At 43.2% G+C, this 19,773-nt stretch carries 13 protein-coding genes; 7 read left to right on the top strand and 6 right to left on the bottom strand.

Going from position 1 to position 19,773, the window contains the following annotated elements; translation table 11 throughout:
- Nucleotides 1-7: 7 nt before the first annotated feature.
- The gene (gene lptD, locus BCU68_RS15140) at nt 8-2,359 is read right to left on the bottom strand and encodes an LPS assembly protein LptD (protein WP_102565576.1); all 2,352 of its coding nucleotides are present in this window, start codon (nt 2,357-2,359) and stop codon (nt 8-10) included.
- 162 nt (nt 2,360-2,521) lie between these two features.
- On the opposite strand from lptD, the gene djlA reads away from it, so the two are divergent.
- Nucleotides 2,522-3,355 carry a co-chaperone DjlA gene (gene djlA / locus BCU68_RS15135; RefSeq protein WP_102565575.1) on the top strand — a complete coding sequence of 278 codons (834 nt, stop codon included), beginning with the start codon at nt 2,522-2,524 and terminating at the stop codon, nt 3,353-3,355.
- Nucleotides 3,356-3,444: 89 nt separating this feature from the next.
- Here djlA and BCU68_RS15130 read toward each other — a convergent pair whose 3' ends face one another.
- The 5 genes from BCU68_RS15130 to leuA form a co-directional block, all read right to left on the bottom strand.
- On the bottom strand, nt 3,445-4,224 hold the full coding sequence (locus tag BCU68_RS15130) for a DUF547 domain-containing protein (protein ID WP_102565574.1): 780 nt from the start codon (nt 4,222-4,224) through the stop codon (nt 3,445-3,447).
- Nucleotides 4,225-4,589: 365 nt separating this feature from the next.
- On the bottom strand, nt 4,590-5,192 hold the full coding sequence (gene leuD / locus BCU68_RS15125; RefSeq protein ID WP_102565573.1) for a 3-isopropylmalate dehydratase small subunit: 603 nt from the start codon (nt 5,190-5,192) through the stop codon (nt 4,590-4,592).
- A 12-nt stretch (nt 5,193-5,204) separates the two neighbouring features.
- Nucleotides 5,205-6,614, bottom strand: a complete 1,410-nt coding sequence (leuC, locus tag BCU68_RS15120; protein ID WP_102565572.1) for a 3-isopropylmalate dehydratase large subunit — start codon at nt 6,612-6,614, stop codon at nt 5,205-5,207.
- A 116-nt stretch (nt 6,615-6,730) separates the two neighbouring features.
- Nucleotides 6,731-7,822, bottom strand: coding sequence for a 3-isopropylmalate dehydrogenase (gene leuB, locus BCU68_RS15115; protein WP_102565571.1), 1,092 nt, complete (start codon nt 7,820-7,822; stop codon nt 6,731-6,733).
- 73 nt (nt 7,823-7,895) lie between these two features.
- Nucleotides 7,896-9,446 carry a 2-isopropylmalate synthase gene (gene leuA / locus BCU68_RS15110; protein WP_102565570.1) on the bottom strand — a complete coding sequence of 517 codons (1,551 nt, stop codon included), beginning with the start codon at nt 9,444-9,446 and terminating at the stop codon, nt 7,896-7,898.
- Between the two features lie 601 nt (nt 9,447-10,047).
- On the opposite strand from leuA, the gene BCU68_RS15105 reads away from it, so the two are divergent.
- The 6 genes from BCU68_RS15105 to BCU68_RS15080 all read left to right on the top strand — a co-directional run bounded on the left by BCU68_RS15105 (nt 10,048) and on the right by BCU68_RS15080 (nt 19,537).
- Nucleotides 10,048-11,400: an HlyD family secretion protein gene (locus BCU68_RS15105; protein ID WP_102565569.1), complete on the top strand. Its 1,353-nt coding sequence runs from the start codon at nt 10,048-10,050 to the stop codon at nt 11,398-11,400.
- The gene (locus tag BCU68_RS15100; protein ID WP_102565568.1) at nt 11,397-14,516 is read left to right on the top strand and encodes an efflux RND transporter permease subunit; all 3,120 of its coding nucleotides are present in this window, start codon (nt 11,397-11,399) and stop codon (nt 14,514-14,516) included. The genes BCU68_RS15105 and BCU68_RS15100 overlap by 4 nt, the downstream gene beginning before the upstream one ends.
- 115 nt (nt 14,517-14,631) lie before the next feature.
- The gene (locus BCU68_RS15095) at nt 14,632-15,156 is read left to right on the top strand and encodes a phosphatase PAP2 family protein (RefSeq protein ID WP_102565567.1); all 525 of its coding nucleotides are present in this window, start codon (nt 14,632-14,634) and stop codon (nt 15,154-15,156) included.
- Nucleotides 15,157-15,172: 16 nt separating this feature from the next.
- On the top strand, nt 15,173-16,219 hold the full coding sequence (locus tag BCU68_RS15090) for an MJ1255/VC2487 family glycosyltransferase (RefSeq protein ID WP_102565566.1): 1,047 nt from the start codon (nt 15,173-15,175) through the stop codon (nt 16,217-16,219).
- Nucleotides 16,220-16,565: 346 nt separating this feature from the next.
- Nucleotides 16,566-17,525, top strand: a complete 960-nt coding sequence (gene leuO / locus BCU68_RS15085; RefSeq protein WP_102565565.1) for a transcriptional regulator LeuO — start codon at nt 16,566-16,568, stop codon at nt 17,523-17,525.
- A gap of 203 nt (nt 17,526-17,728) precedes the next feature.
- Nucleotides 17,729-19,537 (top strand): long-chain fatty acid--CoA ligase, encoded by a 1,809-nt coding sequence (locus BCU68_RS15080; protein WP_102565564.1) that lies wholly within the window; start codon nt 17,729-17,731, stop codon nt 19,535-19,537.
- Nucleotides 19,538-19,773: the final 236 nt, after the last annotated feature.

Genomic DNA, 19,773 nt, shown 5'->3' with positions numbered 1-19,773 from the left:
CAATAAATTAATCATTTAAGTAAAATGGGCGACCGTATTCAATCGCATTATCTGAGCTATCAAAGTCTCGGACAGCACTGTTTGCCGCGGTATTGGTTGAAAAGCCTTGGATACCAAAGTTGACGCTTAAGTTGCTTTCATAATCAGGCTGTGAACCTGAAGCACCTAAGTTACCATTCCAACCACGAATTTGATTAGAGTAAGTAAAGCCAATATACCAACAATCCGATTGGTAACGTAAATTTGCTAACCATTCAAGCTCTGTCTGTTCAGTCATATCATAGTAATATTGACCGCTTGCCGACCAATTGTTATTGATTTGATACGCTGCGACAATACCAGCTTGTGATATCCCGTCATTGGTCACATTATCAAGGTCAAAATTGATGGTGTCTTCGATGTATTCCTTCGTTACGTAGCGATAGTTCGCCTGAACAAAGCCTTTTTTGAATTGATACTCAAGTGTGCTATTGGCTAACTGCATTGACGAAAGGTCGACATCGTACTGTATGCCACCATGGTAAAACAGGTAGTCATTAAAGTTAAAGTCAGCTTCAACGGCCCATGATGAGTAGTTGCTTTGCTCGCTTTGGTCACTACCTGTCAGCTTGGTGGTTTTATCAATATAATAAATTTGTCCAAATGAGATGTTTAAACGCTCTTTGTTATCTTCATCAAAAAAGCGAGTTGTCGCGCCGTAAGTCACTTGGTTTGCTGCTGCAACTTTATCGATACTGCTGTATTTACGGCTACGGAACAGACCATAATAATCGGTTTGTAAGAGGGTTGTATCGTATTCATAAATATTGGATTGATCCGTTTCAGGAACATATAAATACTGAATTTTAGGTTCTAGAGTCTGTGTGTAGCCACCCCAAATCGTGGTATCTCGCTCTAGGTAGACGCCCGCATAGGTGCGTATTTCGGGTAAAACACGAGTGACGGTTTCATCGAGCTTTCTCTCACTACCATCACTATTCTCTATGATGCCATCAAAATCTTGTTGGTAGTGTGTTGCCAGTAAGCGCGCTTCCGTAGTCCATGTCGCCCAAGTGGACGAGATAGGAATTGTGATACCAGGCTCAACGTGAACGCGCAGTGCTGAAGGTTGAGTCTCATCATCGGTTTCAAATTGGCTTAACTGACTTTTTACATCGAAGGTGATTTTGTTATTCCATACCGGCGTGTAATAGTTAAAGGCAATTTGTGGCATGATGCGATAAGGCAGTGCATCGTCTTCCAGTAATACTTGGAAGTCACGTACTAACAAAGACATATCCCAGTTATTAGTACGGTAAGCAATACTCCCTTCTTGTATTAGTTGACCATCTTCACGGTTACCGATGTTGGAATCTAAATCACGGAAATAGTCAACATCACTTACTCTTGAGAAATCGGTAGAGACCTTCCAGTGTTGGTTAATAATGCCGCTGTGCTCATACTGGAAGCCCCAACGAGAAGCTTGGTCGGTGTATTTTTGATCGTCGACAAGAAATTCAGTTTTTACCTCACCTTTACCATATCCATCAGTCAAATAGCGGAAATCACCATCAAACTTAACACCACGCTGCTGCATGTAATGAACGTTAAACTCAGCGTCATAATTAGGTGCTATATTCCAGTAAATAGGGATTTCAAATTCGACACCATCACTCGAGCCATAAGAGATACTTGGGAATAAGAGACCCGTTTTACGACTGTCACCGATAGGCAGCGTGAGATAAGGCGTATAGAAGACAGGAACATCCATGACTTCAAGCTTGGCATGATGGAAGGTCGCGACCTCTTCATCTTGATCCACTTCAATATGACCAGCAATCATGCGCCATGAGCGATCGCCTTCAGGGCAAGAGGTTAATGAGCCATCTTCCAGTTCGTAGATCGCTTTACCAGTCTTAGCGATATAAGCCGCATTGCCTCGCCCCTGTTCACAAAGGAACTTATATTCGGTATTCTCTAGAGAGAACTCGTCAGCTGCCAGGTTGTTAGTGACTTTATCTGACTTAGTGGCAATCTGACCATCGTTGAAAGTAACATTACCTTCGGCGACGGCAATGTTGTCAACTTGATGGTAGGTCACGCTGTCGGCAGTCACTTTTTTGCTGCCTTGGGTAACATTAACATTACCTGAGTAGATTAGCTTTTCGCCATTGATAGCTTCTAAACCATCGGCTTCTACGGTCACAGGAAGCTGAGTTTCATCGATAGGTTCATCCGTTGAGGTTGAGGTATCGACTAAGCATTGATCGATAATCGGCATTTTTTGCTTATCATCAAACGTAGTATTTGCCTGAGTAGTAGGCACGAAGATAGCAGCACTTATTGAAGCGGCTAAAAATGTGCGAGAAAAACATTGCATGCAGTTAAACTATCCTGTGTCACTAACGTACGGATTACTCTAAAATCAGAGTAGTATAAAAAACATCTCTTTCCTTATAATAAAGGAAATAAATGGATACGGCACTATAAGACCGCGTTAACTCATGAAAATTTCATTACAAGTGCAAGGAAGATAAGAGGAGTGTATTTTTTGGGTAAGATTTTAGGCATCTTTTTTGGCTTTATGTTTGGTAACGTTTTAGGTGCTATTTTTGGCGCCTTTCTTGGTCACCAGTTTGATAAAGCCCGCCGCCTCGCTCGTGGTGGATTTAGAACCTCGGGGTTTGGGCAAGGTCCCAATCAAGTTGAGCGTCAACAAGCCTTTTTTAGAGCTGGGTTTTCGGTGATGGGGCATGTTGCTAAAGCGAAAGGGCAAGTTACCCAAAACGAAATTCATTTAGCCACCACCATTATGCACCGCATGAACTTAACGCCGGAGCAGCGTCGTGCCGCGCAAAATGCTTTCCGTGAAGGTAAAGAGCCAGGCTTTCCTCTTAAAGAAACACTGGAAGGCGTGCGAATTTCAGCGGCTGGTCGCTTCGACTTATTGCAGTTCTTTTTGGAGTTACAAATTTCAGCAGCGTTTGCCGATGGTAATTTGCACCCAAGCGAACGTGATGTCTTACATATTATTGCTCAAGGTCTCGGCTTTTCGGCTGCGCAATTAGAGCAACGTTTGCAAGCACAAGAAGCCGCGTTTCGTTTTCAGCAGGGCGGCGGTCAGCAAGGTGGGGGCAGTTGGCAACAAGCGTCATCAGCAAACCAGTTGGCCGATGCTTATAAAGTGCTAGGCATTGAAGAAGATGCAGAGAGCAAAACGATTAAGCGCGCTTACCGTAAACTGATGAATGAGCATCACCCTGATAAGTTGATGGCAAAAGGTTTACCACCTGAGATGATCAACGTTGCAAAAGAGAAAGCACAAGAGATCCAGAGTGCGTATGACATCATTAAAAAAGCGAAAGATTTTAAATAGTTTTGCTTAGTCAGTCTCTAATCGTCTAAACAATATAAAGGTGATCTTGTAGGTAACTCAAGATCACCTTGTTCGTTTAGGCTGGGGCATTATTTATTATTAAGCTGCCAATCGTACTCGTAAGAGATTTTTCCTGGCGGCACTTTAAAGTCAGCACGATAGGTTTTTAAGTGGCTAAATAAATCGGCTTGAGAACCAAAGTCATCAATAAACCATTCATAAATCGATGAAAGCTGCAGTTTGTTTCCGCTAAATTTCACCCCTTTGTCACTATTAATAAACTGTGTTGCAGCTTGCTCTAATAGCGCTTGAGTATTGCTGGCGGTAAAGGCATAGGTTTGTAAATTTGGGCAACCTAAGCTGGCGCAATTGACAGCATAGTGAGTACGAGCGTCTTGCCAAATAGGGCGCAAGATACGGTGCTCAATATCATTCAGGCTCAGTGACTTGCCTGCTACAGTCGTTATTTCCTCTCCCCAAGGTCCAAAGCTAAATAGTCCACCGAGTTTGGTGATTGAGCTTATTGGGTAGTTGTCGATGATCAGTTTCACGGTCAGTGCGTTATAGAGGTTGACCCAATAGGCGTATTGTTCCGCTTTGTTGTATTGGCGTGGGTCAAGGCGTTGCAGTTGATTTAGGTAGTTGCTAAGGCTCTGTTTGTCTTTAGAGTTAATACCTGCGTAATCAAACAGTGTCTGTTGACCTTGCTGTTGTAGGTTGTTATCTAAAATAGTTTGCCACGCTTGGTGGGAGATAGTGCTGCTATTGGCTTCATTGCTTACTTGCCAGAAAGGCCATAACTCCGCTTTCGGGCTTGCCCAACTTGAGAGTGAAACCATGGCCATTACGATACTGATGATATATTTCATTTCTAGCTCCCTAGCTGTGACTCATTTTATTAATGCCGCTTACATTCAGTGATATGTACAAAATGGATTCAACTCCACGAACCGCTCAAGACATCCCTGTTCGCTTAGAAATAGGCATCCATGCCTATTTATGTTCGTTACGTTGAACACATTTTTCCCGATAGGTGGGGCAAATTCTTTTTTATCTCTCCATTTAAGTAACTTAAGGAGAGTAATGATTAAAAGAGTAGACCTGAAAGCAGCAAAAAAAATTACTTATGGTGGCAAATAAAATAAAAAAGGCAGAAAACGCTTTGTTCTCTGCCTTTTGAGTGTGTGAGTTGGGGCTAACTAACTAACTAACTAACTAACTAACTAACTAACGCTTAGCGTAGAAAGCTTGGGATCTGCGCTTCATATGCTGAAATCTTATCGGCATGCTGCAGCGTTAGACCTATGTTATCTAAGCCATTTAGCAAGCAGTGACGACGGAAGCTATCAATTTCAAACGAGTATTGCTTACCGTTTGCACTCACCAGCATCGCTTCTAAATCCACCGTGATTTGTGCACCTTCATTCGCTGCGACAAATTGGAAGATTTCATCCACTTCAGCTTCAGTTAAGCGTACTGGAACCATCTGGTTATTGATGGAGTTGCCATAGAAAATATCGGCAAAACTTGGCGCAATCATCACCTGAATACCATAGTCAGCGAGCGCCCAAGGAGCATGCTCACGAGATGAACCACAACCAAAGTTTTCGCGGGCTAATAGAATGCTCGCGCCTTGGTAGCGTGGTGCATTCATCACAAATTCTGGGTTCGGTTGCTTACCAGCATCATCAAGAAAACGCCAGTCGTGAAAAAGGTGCTGACCAAAACCAATGCGATTTACTTTTTGTAAAAACTGCTTCGGGATGATGGCATCGGTATCAATATTTGCCGTATCTAAAGGAACGACTAAGCCTGTATGTTGTTGAAAACCTGACATGATGTATTCCTTTTACGCTTGTTCTGTAATCGTTCTAATATCAACAAAGTGACCAGCAATTGCCGCCGCTGCTGCCATGGCAGGGCTCACCAAGTGGGTGCGACCATCACGACCTTGGCGACCTTCAAAGTTGCGGTTCGAGGTTGAAGCACAGCGCTCTTGTGGCCCTAAACGGTCATTGTTCATTGCTAGGCACATAGAACAACCTGGTAAACGCCACTCAAAACCGGCTTCCTTAAAGATAATATCTAGACCTTCCGCTTCAGCTTGTGCTTTTACTTGCTCCGAGCCAGGTACGATAAGCGCTTGAACATGCTTAGCCACTTGACGACCTTTCGCAACGGCAGCGGCAGCGCGCATATCTTCGATGCGAGAGTTAGTACAAGAACCGACAAAGACTTTATCGACGTTGTAATCCGATAGTTTCTTGCCCGCTTCTAGCCCCATGTAAGCCAAGGCTTTTTCTGCCGATGTTTTCTCTACAGGGTCAGTAAAACTACTTGGTGCTGGGATCTCAGCATTAACCGCAATAACTTGGCCTGGGTTTGTACCCCATGTCACTTGTGGCTGGATCTCGCTAGCGTTTAACGTTACAACAGCATCAAATTGAGCATCATCATCGGTTTTTAGCGTTTTCCAGTAAGCAACGGCAGCATCAAAATCAGCGCCTTGTGGTGAGAATTTACGATCTTTAATGTAATCAAACGTAGTGTCATCCGGTGCGATTAGACCCGCTTTAGCGCCTAACTCAATCGCCATGTTACACACGGTCATACGACCTTCCATTGATAGGTCAGTAATCGCTTCTCCACAAAACTCAACCACGTAGCCAGTGCCGCCAGCAGCGGTGGTTTTGCCGATAATCGCGAGTACGATATCTTTTGCGGTAATGCCTGCTGCCACTTTACCTTTCACTTCAATCTTCATGGTTTTGGCTTTCGCTTGCTTTAGCGTTTGCGTTGCAAGTACATGCTCAACTTCTGAAGTACCAATCCCAAATGCGAGCGAACCAAAAGCGCCATGTGTTGCGGTGTGCGAGTCGCCACAAACAATCGTCATACCTGGTAGAGTGATACCAAGCTCTGGTCCCATTACGTGGACAATACCTTGATATTTATGGTTTAGATCGTACAGAGTAACACCAAATTCTTCACAGTTTTTAGACAGCGTCTCCATCTGAATACGCGCCATCTCACCAGAAGCATTGATGTCTTTGGTTTGGGTTGAAACGTTGTGATCCATCGTAGCGAATGTTTTGCTTACTTGACGCACCGAGCGACCTTTTTCACGCAGACCATCAAACGCTTGTGGTGAGGTCACTTCGTGGACAAGGTGGCGGTCAATATAAAGAATTGGGTTTTCACCTTCAGCAGCGACGGCAACGTGGGCGTCGTACACTTTTTCATATAACGTTTTAGACATTCTGGCTTCCTTGGGATATCTGTTTTCGCCCTGAGCTAGGTAACTCAAGGCGGGGTAGTGCGTGTGACAGGCTAAGTGTGATCATTGGATATGAGTGCCACCACTTAGCCGTCGCATTATTGGTTTAAAATGTACTCAGCGATTTTGTCACCCATTTGCGAGGTGGTTAGTGCTGGATTATTGCCGGCTAGATCGGCAGTCAGTTCACCGGCAGACAGTGCTTTTGATACTGCATTTTCAATATCTTGTGCAGCCGCTTCTTCGTTTAAGCTGTAACGTAACATCAATGCTGCAGATAGGATCTGTGCCACAGGGTTCGCTATATCTTTGCCAGCAATATCTGGAGCGCTGCCGCCTGCTGGTTCGTATAAACCAAACTTGCTCTCATTTAAACTCGCCGATGGCAACATACCCATAGAGCCGGTGATCATCGCGCACTCATCAGAGATAATGTCACCAAAAATGTTAGAACAAAGCATGACATCAAACTGAGATGGATCTTTGATTAGCTGCATTGTCGCGTTATCAATGTACATGTGGTTAAGCGTTATATCAGGGTAATCTTTTGCTACTTCCTCAACCACTTCACGCCATAGGATAGAGCTTTGCAGTACGTTCGCTTTATCAATTGAGTAGACGTTTTTATTACGTAGGCGAGCAGATTCAAAGGCGATTTTTGCAATGCGTTCAATCTCATAGCGATGGTAAACTTCCGTATCAAACGCTTTTTCTGTTGGACCTTCACCTTCACGTCCTTTTGGCTGACCGAAGTAAATACCACCAGTCAGCTCACGTACGACAACGATATCAAAGCCACGCTCAGAAATATCAGCACGTAGTGGTGAGAAGTTCTCTAGACCAGCGTGGATTTGCGCAGGACGTAGGTTACAAAACAGTTGGAAATGCTTACGTAGCGGCAGTAGTGCGCCACGCTCTGGTTGATCGTTTGGTGGCAAGTGTTCCCACTTAGGACCACCAACGGAACCAAATAGAACCGCATCCGATTGCTCACAGCCTTTTACTGTGCTGTCTGGTAGTGGGCAGCCGTGGTTATCAATCGCGATACCACCAACATCATGCTCTTCACGAGAAAATTGAATCGCGTGCTTAGTTTCAATCGCATCAAGAACTTTATGCGCTTGCTGCATCACTTCTGGGCCAATACCATCACCAGGTAAGATTGCAATCTTGTATGTTTTGTTCGTCATGTTAATCCTTTAATATTTTTTACTAATCTGGTTGTCGCAGCTTTACTTGCTGCGTCCATAATGAGAGAGACTGTTACACCGCGGCAATTTTATTCTGCTTAATTTCAGCAATTTGATCAGCGCGATGAATGCTATTAATAACGTGCAGTAAAGCTTGACCAGACGCTTCAATAATATCGGTTGCTAGACCTGTACCGTGGTATTTACGACCTTTGTAGTTAGCAATGATATTGGCTTGACCTAGACCGTCTTCACCTTCGCCTTTGGCCGTTAAATCAAACTTATCAAGCACGATGTCATAGCCGGTGATCTTATAGATACACTGATAAAGCGCATCGACAGGACCATTACCCACGGCCGCTTCACAACGTTCATCATCACCACACAGTAATTTGATGCTGGTGGTTGCCATCACGCTGCCAGATTGAACGCTTAGGTAATTTAGCTTATAGAAGTCATCTTCATCACGTAGGTTGGCAAAGTGCACAAGTGCTTCTAAATCGTAATCAAAGACCTGACCTTTACGATCCGCCAATTTAACAAAGTCGGCATAAAGCGTGTCTAGGTTGTACTCTTCATCTTTATAGCCCATGGAATCCATATGACTTTTCACTGCAGCGCGACCCGAACGACTGGTTAGGTTTAGGGCTTGATTTTTAAGACCAATAGATTCTGGCGTCATGATCTCGTAGGTGTTTTTATTTTTGATCATGCCATCTTGGTGAATACCTGAAGAGTGGCTGAAAGCGTTCGCACCGACAATGGCTTTATTGCTCTGGATTGGCATGTTGCACAATTGACTAACAAGCTTACTGGTGCGATGAATTTCATCGTGTTTTAGACCAGTATGAACCCCAAGTAATTCAGAGCGGGTCTGTAGGATCATGGCAATCTCTTCCAGTGAACAGTTACCTGCACGCTCACCAATGCCATTAATCGTCCCTTCAACTTGACGGGCTCCGGCTTGTACTGCAGCGATAGAGTTGGCCACAGACATACCTAGATCATCATGACAGTGAACGGAAATAATCGCTTTATCAATATTGGGTACGCGGTTAAATAGCGTTTGAATAATGCCACCAAATTCGTTTGGTACGGTGTAGCCAACAGTATCTGGGATATTGATGGTGCTTGCCCCTGCATGGATTGCAGCTTCGACCATACGGCATAGATCATCGATAGGGGTACGCCCCGCGTCTTCACAAGAAAACTCAACGTCATCAGTATAGTTACGTGCATGTTTTACCGCTTTAACGCCCATCTCGACCACATCATCGTAACTGCGGCGTAGTTTGTCTTGCACGTGAACAGTCGACGTTGAAATGAAGGTATGAATACGAAATGCTTCCGCTACTTTTAGTGCTTCTGCTGCTGCGTCGATATCTTTAGCCACTGCTCTTGATAGACCACAGATACGACTATTTTTCACATTCTGAGCAATGGTTCTTACCGATTCAAAATCACCAGGAGACGAAACCGGAAAGCCCGCTTCGATGACATCAACGCCGAGCCTTTCTAGCGCATACGCAATTTGTAGTTTCTCTTTTACGGTTAAGCTTGCGGATAACGCCTGTTCACCATCACGTAGTGTCGTGTCGAAGATAATGACTTGATCGTTGTTCATATGTAATCCCTTTGGCCGATGAATCGCTACTTTCTATTTTAGTAATCGCTATATCAAACTGAGTCAGCTTGTATATCCATATTGTTGAACGTTGCTGCATTTAATTGGTGCTAAAAAATAGTTATAAAAAAACCCGCAATGGATGCGGGTTTTAGACTGTATGTGGTGTTTTCCGTCCACAACCTACCCGCGTGTAAAAGTCACGATCAGCAGGAGGAGTTTTAGAGAAGACGAAAAAAACATCATTAGCATAGAGTCCTTAAAATTTGTTAATCCATATTTACCCCAATTTAACTAGTGCGTCAAACTGGAAAAATCAATATTTGCCTTATCTGTAAGCGGTTTTATTTATATTAATCTGCATTATTTAATTTAACTGGAGTTTTAATCTGGTTGTGAAGTAAATGTATTAACTTAGATGCTGCATGGTTAACTATAATTAGCGTTTACTATTGTCTTGTTTTTAATCGGTAAATTGTAAGGATTTCTACTATTGACGATACGATAAGTGTTTGAATGGTTTATTATGATTAGTGATACTTTATCAACGCATTTCATTTTTCAAAACGACATTTTCATAGAGATAGGTAGGGATTCGCTCATGACTTTAAGCCGCAAACTTCTTTTTTTTCCTATGTTGGCGGTAGGGGGGGTTGTACTCGTCATTTCTATACTACTTAAATCGGATTTACCCGTTAAGCCTGCGGCCGATAGAGCGCGTCTAGTTGAAATCGAGCCATTGGAATTGCAAGCCATTGCTCCGCTGGTGGTTGGTTTTGGTAAAGTGGTGCCTAAATTTGAGTGGAAGGCGATTGCTGAAGTGAGTGGTAAGGTTATTTACCGTCATCCTGATTTAGAAAAAGGACAAATTCTTCCTGCCGATACTGTGATCCTTAAAATTGATCCTCTTGATTACCAATTGAAGCTCACTCAGGCTGAAGCGGATTTAGCCTCTAGCCATACTCAGTTAAAAAAGCTCCTGCAAGAAGAAGATAATCAACGCCAAACATTAGTGATTGAGAAAAATCGTTTGGTGATTAGCAATACCGAAGTAGAGCGTAAGCAGAATCTACGTAAGAAAGGATTAACCTCACAATCAGATCTTGACCAACAGCAGCAAGCTTACCTTTCACAAAAGAAGTTAGTGCTTGATATTGAAAACCAATTGGCGCTCTTTCCCGATGAAAAGAAAGTCGCTAATGCCGTGATTGCGGTGAGTAAATCTAAGGTCAAAGAAGCGCAGCGAGCACTGGATAAAACCACGATTACCTTGCCGCAGACAGTGCGTATTGCCAGTGTTGATATCGAAACCAATCAAGTGGTTAATTTACAGCAGACCATGTTGACCGCGCAGGGCATAGCCACGATGGAGGTGGAAGCGCAATTCTCTATTCATGATATTCAGACTTTAACCCAAAGCCTGAGTGATTTTGCCCTCGATAGCACAGGGGTAGCGCAGCCAAATCGAGATGAAATCACTGCCAGTATTGAACTAACCAGTGGCCAGTTAACCGCTAAATGGCCAGCTAAAGTGGCACGCTTTAGTGAAAGTGTTGATATGAACCAAGCGACGGTCGGCGTTATTCTAGAAATTGAACAAGATTACGGTCAGTTATCGCCTGCGGGTGTGCCAGCGTTAGTTAATGGTATGTTTGTTAAAGCGCAATTAGAAGGACAAGCGAACCCAAGTTGGGCTGTTCCGGAGCGAGCTTTGCATGGTAAGCGCATTTATATAATGAACTCGAATAATGAGCTGGAAATTCGTCCTGTGACCATATTGTATCGCCGTGATAATCAAGTGGTGATTGAGGGGGGTATTGAGTATGGCGAGCAGCTCGTGATCAATGATTTGCTGCCTGCGATTGAAGGTATGTTATTAAGAACCCTCGATTCGAGCGCCGTAACGCCAGTGCCAGTTGACGGTGAAAATAGCCAACAAGGAGCGGCACTATGATCCGCTTTTTCTCTCGTCATCCAACGGCCGCTAACCTGTTGATGTTGGCGATTCTTCTGCTTGGTTTCTCAGCACTATCGACCTTAAAGCGTGAAACATTTCCAGAGTTTAGTCCCCCGTATATTATGGCCAGCATTGTTTACCCAGGCGCTGCGCCACAAGAAGTAGAAGAGAGCCTTTGTGTGCGGATGGAAGATGCCATTGATGGGCTTGGCAACATAGAAGAAACCAAATGTGAAGCGGTGGAAGGCTCTGCGCGGTTAACCATTAAGCTAACAGAACAAGCTGATATTGGTCGCATGCTGGTGGATGTACAAACGCAAATTAACTCAATTAATGATTTTCCCAACGAAATTGAGTCTCCGATTGTGCAAGAGTTGGATTGGAATGAGCCGGTGGTGGATATCGCTATTACCGCACAAACCACATGGCCAGAATTAAAGGCTTATGCCGAGGATCTGAAACGTACACTGAAACTCGATTATGGTGTCTCACTGGTGGAGATCAGTGGTTTTTCGGATCACCAATACCGGGTGGAGATCAACAGCGACATCATTCGCCAATTGGGATTAAGCGTGGCTGATATTGCCGATCAAATTGGTCGACAAAATATTAAGTTGCCAAGCGGTAATATTGAGACGCCAGATAAAAACTTTTTGATTCGTTTTGATGAAAGGCGAGTGACACCACAAGAGCTCGAAAGCTTAGTTATTAGTTCAGGTGAGAATGGTTCGCTGATCCGCTTGCGTGATGTGGCGACCATTACCGATCGTTTTGAGCTTGATGAGCAAAAGTATTTCTTTGATGGGTTACCTTCAGCGGTGCTTAATATCAGTAAAAGTAAAGCCGATGATGCGCTGAGAGTTAAAGAGCAGGTGAATCTGTTTGTTGAAGATCAGAGACTGATTGCCCCTCATGGCGTAACACTGTCGATGACCAATGATCTCTCGTCACTGCTTTGGGATCGATTGACCATGATGGTTCGTAATGGCTGGCAAGGTATTGTTTTGGTCTTTGCTACCATGTGGCTGTTCTTTACCTTGCGCTACTCATTTTGGGTGGCAGCAGGTCTTCCGGTAGCCTTTCTTGGTGGTCTATTTCTTATGGCGAACCTTGGTGTGTCGATCAATATAATGTCGCTTGTCGGTTTATTAATGGCGATAGGGATCATGATGGATGACGCCATTGTGATCGCCGAATCCATCGCGGCTCATTTGGAGCGGGGTCAGTCGGTTGATGATGCGGTTTATAACGGAGTGAAGAAGGTTTTCCCAGGCGTACTCTCTTCGTTTTTAACCACAGTGTGCATCTTTGGTAGCTTGTTGTTTCTCGATGGACAAATGGGAGCGGTGCTCAAATCAGTGCCGCAAGTGCTGATATTAGTTCTTTGCTTAAGTCTGATTGAAGCCTTTCTCATTTTGCCAAACCACTTAGCGCACTCATTAAAAAAAGAGCAGAATAACCGTAAAAAGGGGCGTCAACCTTGGCGCTTTAAGGTGCTGTTGTTAGAGAAGTTTGAGCACTTTCGTAATACTACATTAATCACGGCTGTTGAGCGCGTGGTTGCTTTTCGTTATGCCTTTTTAGGTGGGGTGTTAGGGCTGCTACTCATTTCGATTGCACTCATTGTTGGTGGTGTGGTTAAGTTCCAACCCTTTCCTGATTTAGATGGCGATATTATTGAAGCTCGGGTTATTTTGCCGCCGGGCTCATCACTGTCTCAAACGGAAGAAGTAATTAAGCATATTGTGGCTTCTGCAGAGACATTGAATCGTCGCTTTAGTCAGCAAGCAGAAGAGGGCGAAGATCTGATTAAGCATGTCACGGTGCAGTTTAATACCAACTTTGATGCCAATGAATCGGGACCTCACTTAGCCACGGTACGCTTAGATCTACTGGGTGCTGAGATCCGTAATACCTTATTGGGAGATTTTGTTATTGCTTGGCGAGAGGAGGTGGGGGAGCTAGCCGATCCTATCTCTTTAGTCTTTAAGCAACCCGCCATGGGACCTGGAGGGCGAGCGATTGAAGTGCGTGCTCAGCATAATGATTTAGACCAATTAAAAGCGGTCTCGATTGATATCCAGCGTTATCTTAATCAACTCGATGGCGTACACGGTGTACTTGATGACATGCGTATGGGCAAAGAGGAGATATTGGTCAAATTGCTACCCGGTGCGGAGACATTTGGCGTTAATGGTCAGATGATTGCCAGCCAGTTACGCGCCGCATTTTATGGTCAAACAGCGGATGAAATCCAACTCGGGGTGGAAAATATCTCGATTGATGTACGCTTAAATAAACAGCAAGCGGGTGACTTACAGCAATTAGCCAACTTTCCGATTATGCTCACCAATGGCAACCAAGTCCCGTTAGCCAGTGTTGCCAGTCTGGATTTTCAGCGTAACTATGTGCGAATTCAGCGGATTAATGGTCTACGCACCATCACTATTTTTGGTGATGTTGATAATAACATTGTCAGCTCATCGGCGGTGGTTAGTCAGTTTCAGCGTGATGAAGCACCAAGGCTAATGAAGAAATACCCAGGCTTACGCTTTGATTTTGAAGGGGAAGCCAAAGATGCAGCTAAGACAGGTTCATCAATGGGTAAGGGCTTCTTACTAGGGCTATTTGGGGTGTTTGCCATTCTAAGTTATCAGTTCCGCAGTTACCTTGAGCCTGTGGTGGTGATGTTAGCCATTCCTCTGGCGTTTATTGGTGTGGTGTTTGGTCATTGGTTACTGGGTTACTCACTGAGTATGCCGAGTTTGATGGGCTTTGTTTCGCTAGCGGGAATCGTGGTGAATGACTCTATTTTGTTGGTGCAATATATCCGTCATCATGTCGATCAAGGCGATAGCGTGCATCAGTCTGTGGTTAAGGCGAGTCGAGAGCGATTTAGGGCGGTATTTTTAACCTCGTTGACCACTGCCGTTGGCCTGTTGCCTCTGTTGATGGAGACCAGTTTGCAGGCTTTAGTTATCCAACCTTTGGTCATTTCTATCGTGTTTGGTATTTTTGCTTCGACCTTACTGGTGCTATTTATGATCCCTGCAGCCTATGCGGTTTTGGCTGATTTTGATCTAGTACACAAGCATGAAAAAATATCCGATTAATGTCACTGCAATGACTTTGAATTGTCACTCACTTGTCATGTTATCACTCTAATTTAATCTAATACCATCCGGTTTGTGGTTATACATTAAAGATAGCGATGACAAGGAGTGCAATATGCGCACTATTGAACCAATTGTACGTTGGGATGTAGCCTTCTCCCTTTTTTGTTTACAGCACCGTTTCAGCCGTCAAATAGCTCAGTTGAGCAAGGCGGTATCTCATACAGGAGACGGGCACTTATACGCAATTTTTGCTTTATGTGTCTTTTTCTTTGATGGTGAAGTTGGTCAGCAGTTTTTAATTGTTGGTTTAGCAGCTTTTGCGATTGAATTACCCATTTATTGGATAATGAAAAATGGCATTAAGCGCCGTCGTCCCCCTGAGTTTTCTGGTCTATTTACCTCTTATATTACCCCTTCTGATCAGTATAGCTTACCGTCAGGACACACTGCGGCTGCCTTTGTAATGGCAACATTAATTGCGACCTATTACCCTGCGATTTTCGCTGTGAGCCTAGTATGGGCAATCTGTATAGGTTTATCTAGGATACAACTTGGTGTTCACTTTCTCAGTGATGTACTACTTGGTGCAGTATTAGGCGTGGCAAGCGCTTCATTTGCTCTAATGATGATTGGTTAGATTAAAGGAATTTAAGATGAAGATATTATACGGCGTCCAAGGAACGGGTAACGGTCATATCTCACGCGCTAGAGCGATGTGTCATGCACTATCCAAGCGAGATGTTGAGGTGGATTTTCTTTTCTCTGGTCGCGAGAAATCACGATTTTTTGCGATGGAAGAGTTTGGTGATTTTACGGTGCGTAAAGGGCTGACTTTTATTAGTGAAAATGGTCAAGTTAACTATGTCAAAAGTGCTTTGAACAATAACCCATTACAGTTGATGAAAGAGATAAAGCAATTAGACCTAAGCCAATATGACTTAGTGTTGAATGATTTTGAACCTATCTCTGCTTGGGCTGCTAAGCAACAAAAAGTGCCTTGTATTAGTATTAGCCATCAAAATGCCTTCCGACATGACGTACCAAAAAAAGAGATGAACTGGCTAGATCATCAACTGATTAAGAATTTTGCTCCTGCTGATTACTATGTGGCATTGCATTGGTATCACTTTAGTCAATCGATTTTGCCGCCAATCATTCACTCATACAGCCAGTCTATTGAACCGTCATCGTTAGTGTTGGTTTATCTGCCATTTGAGAGTTTAGATAACGTCACAGACCTCTTGATGCGCTTCTCTGGTTATAATTTCGTCTGTTATCATCCCGATGTTATTGAGCCTGTAAATCTAAATCATATTCACCTTAAGCCGCTTGGTCTTGAAGGTTTTCAGCAGGATCTAAGAGAGTGCCAAGGCGTGATCGCCAATGGTGGTTTTGAACTTCCTTCAGAGGCACTTGCCCTAGGTAAAAAGCTGCTACTGAAACCATTGGATGGTCAGTTCGAACAGCAAAGTAATGTGGCAACACTTGAGGAGCTTGGTTTGGCGCAGGGTATGGCGTTTTTAGACCCGTCTAAAGTGCGTGACTGGTTAGACAGTGACGATGCTGAAAAGGTCAGGTATCCAGACGTAGCGCATGCACTGGCTGATTGGATTGTTGCGGGTGAATGGCAGACTCAAACGGATCTATTTAGTCATTTATGGGATCGCGTAGATTTCCCTAGTTATGCATCGGTAAGCTGATTTTATTCAAGTTGTTTTTATTGTTAATTCTATTCATTCTTGCTTGTTATGAATAGTGTTACTTAAAGTCCTACCCATAGATTTAGGTAATGTATAGCAAAAAAAAGGACAAGAAATCTAATTTAGTCTTTTTTATAAAAAACATAAATCATTGATTGGTATTGATAATAATGTATTTTGGCTAAAACGTCATGATTATTTGTCAATCTTATTGGTACGCCTTAAATGATTAGTTGATAGTGGTGCTCGTCCGATAGTGTCGGAATAAGTGAATTTTTCTAATTGATGGTTTTTTGAACCAATTCATTTTGAACGTGTACCATTTATAACTGAGAAAGGCGTACCAATGTTAGACAAAAAAGATGCGATGAGTGCTATTGCTAGCTACCGTATGGAAAGTACTTTACGTGGTGTTGACTTAAATTTGTTAACTGTATTTGATGCAGTAATGCAAGAGCAAAACATCACTCGTGCTGCGCATAATTTAGGTATGTCTCAGCCAGCAGTAAGTAATGCCGTTGCACGTTTAAAAATCATGTTTAATGATGAGCTATTTATGCGCCAAGGTCGTGGTATTCAACCGACTCAGCGTGCTCGTCAACTGTTTGGTCCTATCCGTCAGTCACTGCAATTAATTCGTAATGAGCTACCAAGTTCAGTGTTCTCGCCTGAATCATCAAGCCGTCTATTTAAGCTGGGTATTTGCAGCCCATGTGATATGCGTTTTGCGCCACGTATTATGAAAAGCATCCATGAGCAAGCACCTGATATCCAACTGCACATGGACGCGGAATTTGATCGCAAATTATCAGAGCGCATGCGTTACCAGGAAATTGACTTTGTTATCGACTATGCTCGTTTTGATGAGCAAGGTTTTTCAAGCACTGAAATCTTCAAAGATGAGTTAGTGGTTGTGACTTCGAAAGCACACCCACGTATTGAGAACTCAGTGACCATCGGTGAACTACTGATGGAGAAGCATGCTAAGTTATCAAAGATTCATGGTCAGCGCAGTTTCTCTGAGCAAGCTTACCGTGATCTGGACTGTCAACCTTTCTACGAAGGTACAAGCTTAAGCAATGTACTTTATGTCGTTGGTCAATCTGAGCTTGTTACTATTGCTCCACGTTGGATGGTTGAGAATGCAGCGAATAAAGAACAGCTTCAAGTATTAGATTTCCCGTTTGAAAATCGCAGTATTAGTGGTTATTTAAGCTGGCACGAATCCAGTGAAAAAGACAAAGGTCACATTTGGTTACGAGATCAATTGATGATTATCTGTGGTGAAGTTGTCGCATTGAAGTAATTGCTAACCATAGTTTAAATTAATGAAAACCTTAAGTTAATTGTTTGGCTTAAGGTTTTTTTATATCGGGCTCATCTGGTCTGATCAGAAGTAAAAAGCACATTATCAGTAATAACTTTGATACGAGTCAGTTGCCTTTTTTTTCTTCAAAGGTACACTTGTTCGCTCAAATAGCTTACATGTGTAAGCCTAAGGTAAAGAGCATGGCCAATTTAGATTATCATATCGTCAAAAACATCCGCGAGCATGTTGCCCAAATGGGTGATCGCGTTGCACTTAAGCATAAAGTTAACCAATTATGGGAAGGGATCAGCTGGAAGCAGTTTGGTCAACAGATGGATACTTTGTCTTTGGCGCTATTAGCCCGAGGATTAAAGCCTCAAGACAAAATTGGGATTTTCTCCAATAATATGCCGCAATGGACCATTGCTGATTTTGGTTCGCTGCAAGCACGCATAGTGACGGTACCAATTTACCCAACGAATACCGCGGCTCAATCCTCTTATATTATCCAAAACGCTGATGTCAAAATCTTGTTCGTTGGTGAGCAGGCACAATTTGACGCAGCCGTCTCTCTATTTGATGACTGTGAGCAACTTGAGCTTATCGTTGCCATGGATGCTAAGGTTGATCTTAAAGAGTACCCTCACGCTGTTTCATGGTCTGAATTCATGGAACAAAACAACGAGCAACATCAGGCAGAGTTAGATGTGCGTCTTGCTGATGCCAACATGACTGACCTTGTGACGCTGATTTACACATCAGGTACCACAGGCCAGCCAAAAGGCGTGATGCTTGATTATGAAAACATCGGCTCTCAGGTGAAAGGTCACGATGAGCGTTTAAGCTTAACCTCTGAAGATGTCTCTTTATGTTTCCTACCACTTTCTCATGTCTTTGAGCGTGCGTGGACTTTCTATGTGCTTTATCGTGGTGCGACCAACTGTTATCTACAAGATACGATGAAAGTACGTGATGCGTTAGCTGATGTGCGTCCAACGGTGATGTGTGCCGTTCCGCGTTTCTATGAGAAGATTTTCTCTGCTATCCATGAAAAAGTATCGAAAGCATCAGCGATTCGTAAGGTGCTATTTACATGGGCGGTGAACATGGGGGCAAAAATGTCCGTCTGTCACCAGGAAGGACGTACACCTTCACTGCTATTAACAAAGAGCTACGCACTGGCGGATAAGTTAGTCCTATCAAAACTGCGTGCTTTGCTTGGTGGCAACATTAACTTCATGCCATGTGGTGGCGCTAAGCTCGATCACACCATTGGGCGTTTCTTTCATGCGATTGGCATCAACGTGAAGTTGGGCTACGGCATGACAGAAACAACGGCAACCGTTTCTTGCTGGGATGATAAATGCTTTAACCCAGACTCGATTGGTATGTCGATGCCGGGCGCTGAAGTGAAAATTGGCGAGAACAATGAAATCTTAGTTCGTGGTCCTATGGTGATGCGCGGCTACTATAAAATGCCAGAAGAGACAGAAAAAACTTTTGATGAGCAAGGCTTTTTGAAAACAGGTGATGCTGGTCATTTTGATGATAACGGTAACCTGTTTATTACAGACCGTATCAAAGAGCTAATGAAGACATCAAATGGTAAATACATTGCACCTCAAGTGATTGAAGGCGCGATAGGTAAAGATCACTACATTGAACAAATCGCGGTTATTGCTGACACGCGTAAATTTGTTTCAGCCTTGATCGTACCTTGTTTTGATACCTTAGAGTTGTACGCGAAAGAATTGAACATTAAATACCATGATCGCTTAGAGTTGATTAAGAACAATGAAGTGGTTGAGATGTTTGAAAAGCGTATTCATGGCCTGCAAGATGAGTTAGCCAAGTTTGAGCAAGTGAAGAAGTTCAAGCTGCTACCAAAAGCCTTCTCTATGGATAAAGGTGAGCTAACACCAACGCAAAAACTGCGCCGTAAAGTGATTAGCGACCGATATCAAGATGAAATTGAAGAAATGTATGTTGATAAGACAAAAAAGAAATAGTTTTATTGATAGATAATTTTTAAAGTGTTTAAAAATCCCTCAATGTTTGTGAGGGATTTTTTTTGTCTTAAATTTAGGATGATGGTCTTGTTATCTGGCTAATTAGTTGAATTTATACAAGGGTACACATTTTATTTTTGGTCTTTTATACTTTTATTTGCTGGCTAAGTAGAGCATTAAATCACCTAAATTAACTTTATTGGTATTGTTGACTGTAAGCGAGCTTAGGTGAAGAA

The sequence above is a fragment of the Vibrio sp. 10N.286.49.B3 genome, from assembly GCF_002873395.1.
Taxonomy (GTDB): domain Bacteria; phylum Pseudomonadota; class Gammaproteobacteria; order Enterobacterales; family Vibrionaceae; genus Vibrio.
The sequence above is the reverse complement of the archived record's forward strand: the minus strand, read 5'-3'. Positions and strand labels throughout refer to the sequence as shown.

Bases quoted from the DNA above. Each gene is read 5' to 3' on its own strand.
- leuD (WP_102565573.1), bottom strand. From the start codon at position 5,192: ATGTCAGGTTTTCAACAACATACAGGCTTAGTCGTTCCTTTAGATACG.
- BCU68_RS15105 (WP_102565569.1), top strand. From the start codon at position 10,048: ATGACTTTAAGCCGCAAACTTCTTTTTTTTCCTATGTTGGCGGTAGGG.
- leuO (WP_102565565.1), top strand. From the start codon at position 16,566: ATGTTAGACAAAAAAGATGCGATGAGTGCTATTGCTAGCTACCGTATG.
- lptD (WP_102565576.1), bottom strand. From the start codon at position 2,359: ATGCAATGTTTTTCTCGCACATTTTTAGCCGCTTCAATAAGTGCTGCT.
- leuC (WP_102565572.1), bottom strand. From the start codon at position 6,614: ATGTCTAAAACGTTATATGAAAAAGTGTACGACGCCCACGTTGCCGTC.
- BCU68_RS15130 (WP_102565574.1), bottom strand. From the start codon at position 4,224: ATGAAATATATCATCAGTATCGTAATGGCCATGGTTTCACTCTCAAGT.
- leuA (WP_102565570.1), bottom strand. From the start codon at position 9,446: ATGAACAACGATCAAGTCATTATCTTCGACACGACACTACGTGATGGT.
- leuB (WP_102565571.1), bottom strand. From the start codon at position 7,822: ATGACGAACAAAACATACAAGATTGCAATCTTACCTGGTGATGGTATT.
- BCU68_RS15100 (WP_102565568.1), top strand. From the start codon at position 11,397: ATGATCCGCTTTTTCTCTCGTCATCCAACGGCCGCTAACCTGTTGATG.
- BCU68_RS15080 (WP_102565564.1), top strand. From the start codon at position 17,729: ATGGCCAATTTAGATTATCATATCGTCAAAAACATCCGCGAGCATGTT.
- BCU68_RS15095 (WP_102565567.1), top strand. From the start codon at position 14,632: ATGCGCACTATTGAACCAATTGTACGTTGGGATGTAGCCTTCTCCCTT.
- BCU68_RS15090 (WP_102565566.1), top strand. From the start codon at position 15,173: ATGAAGATATTATACGGCGTCCAAGGAACGGGTAACGGTCATATCTCA.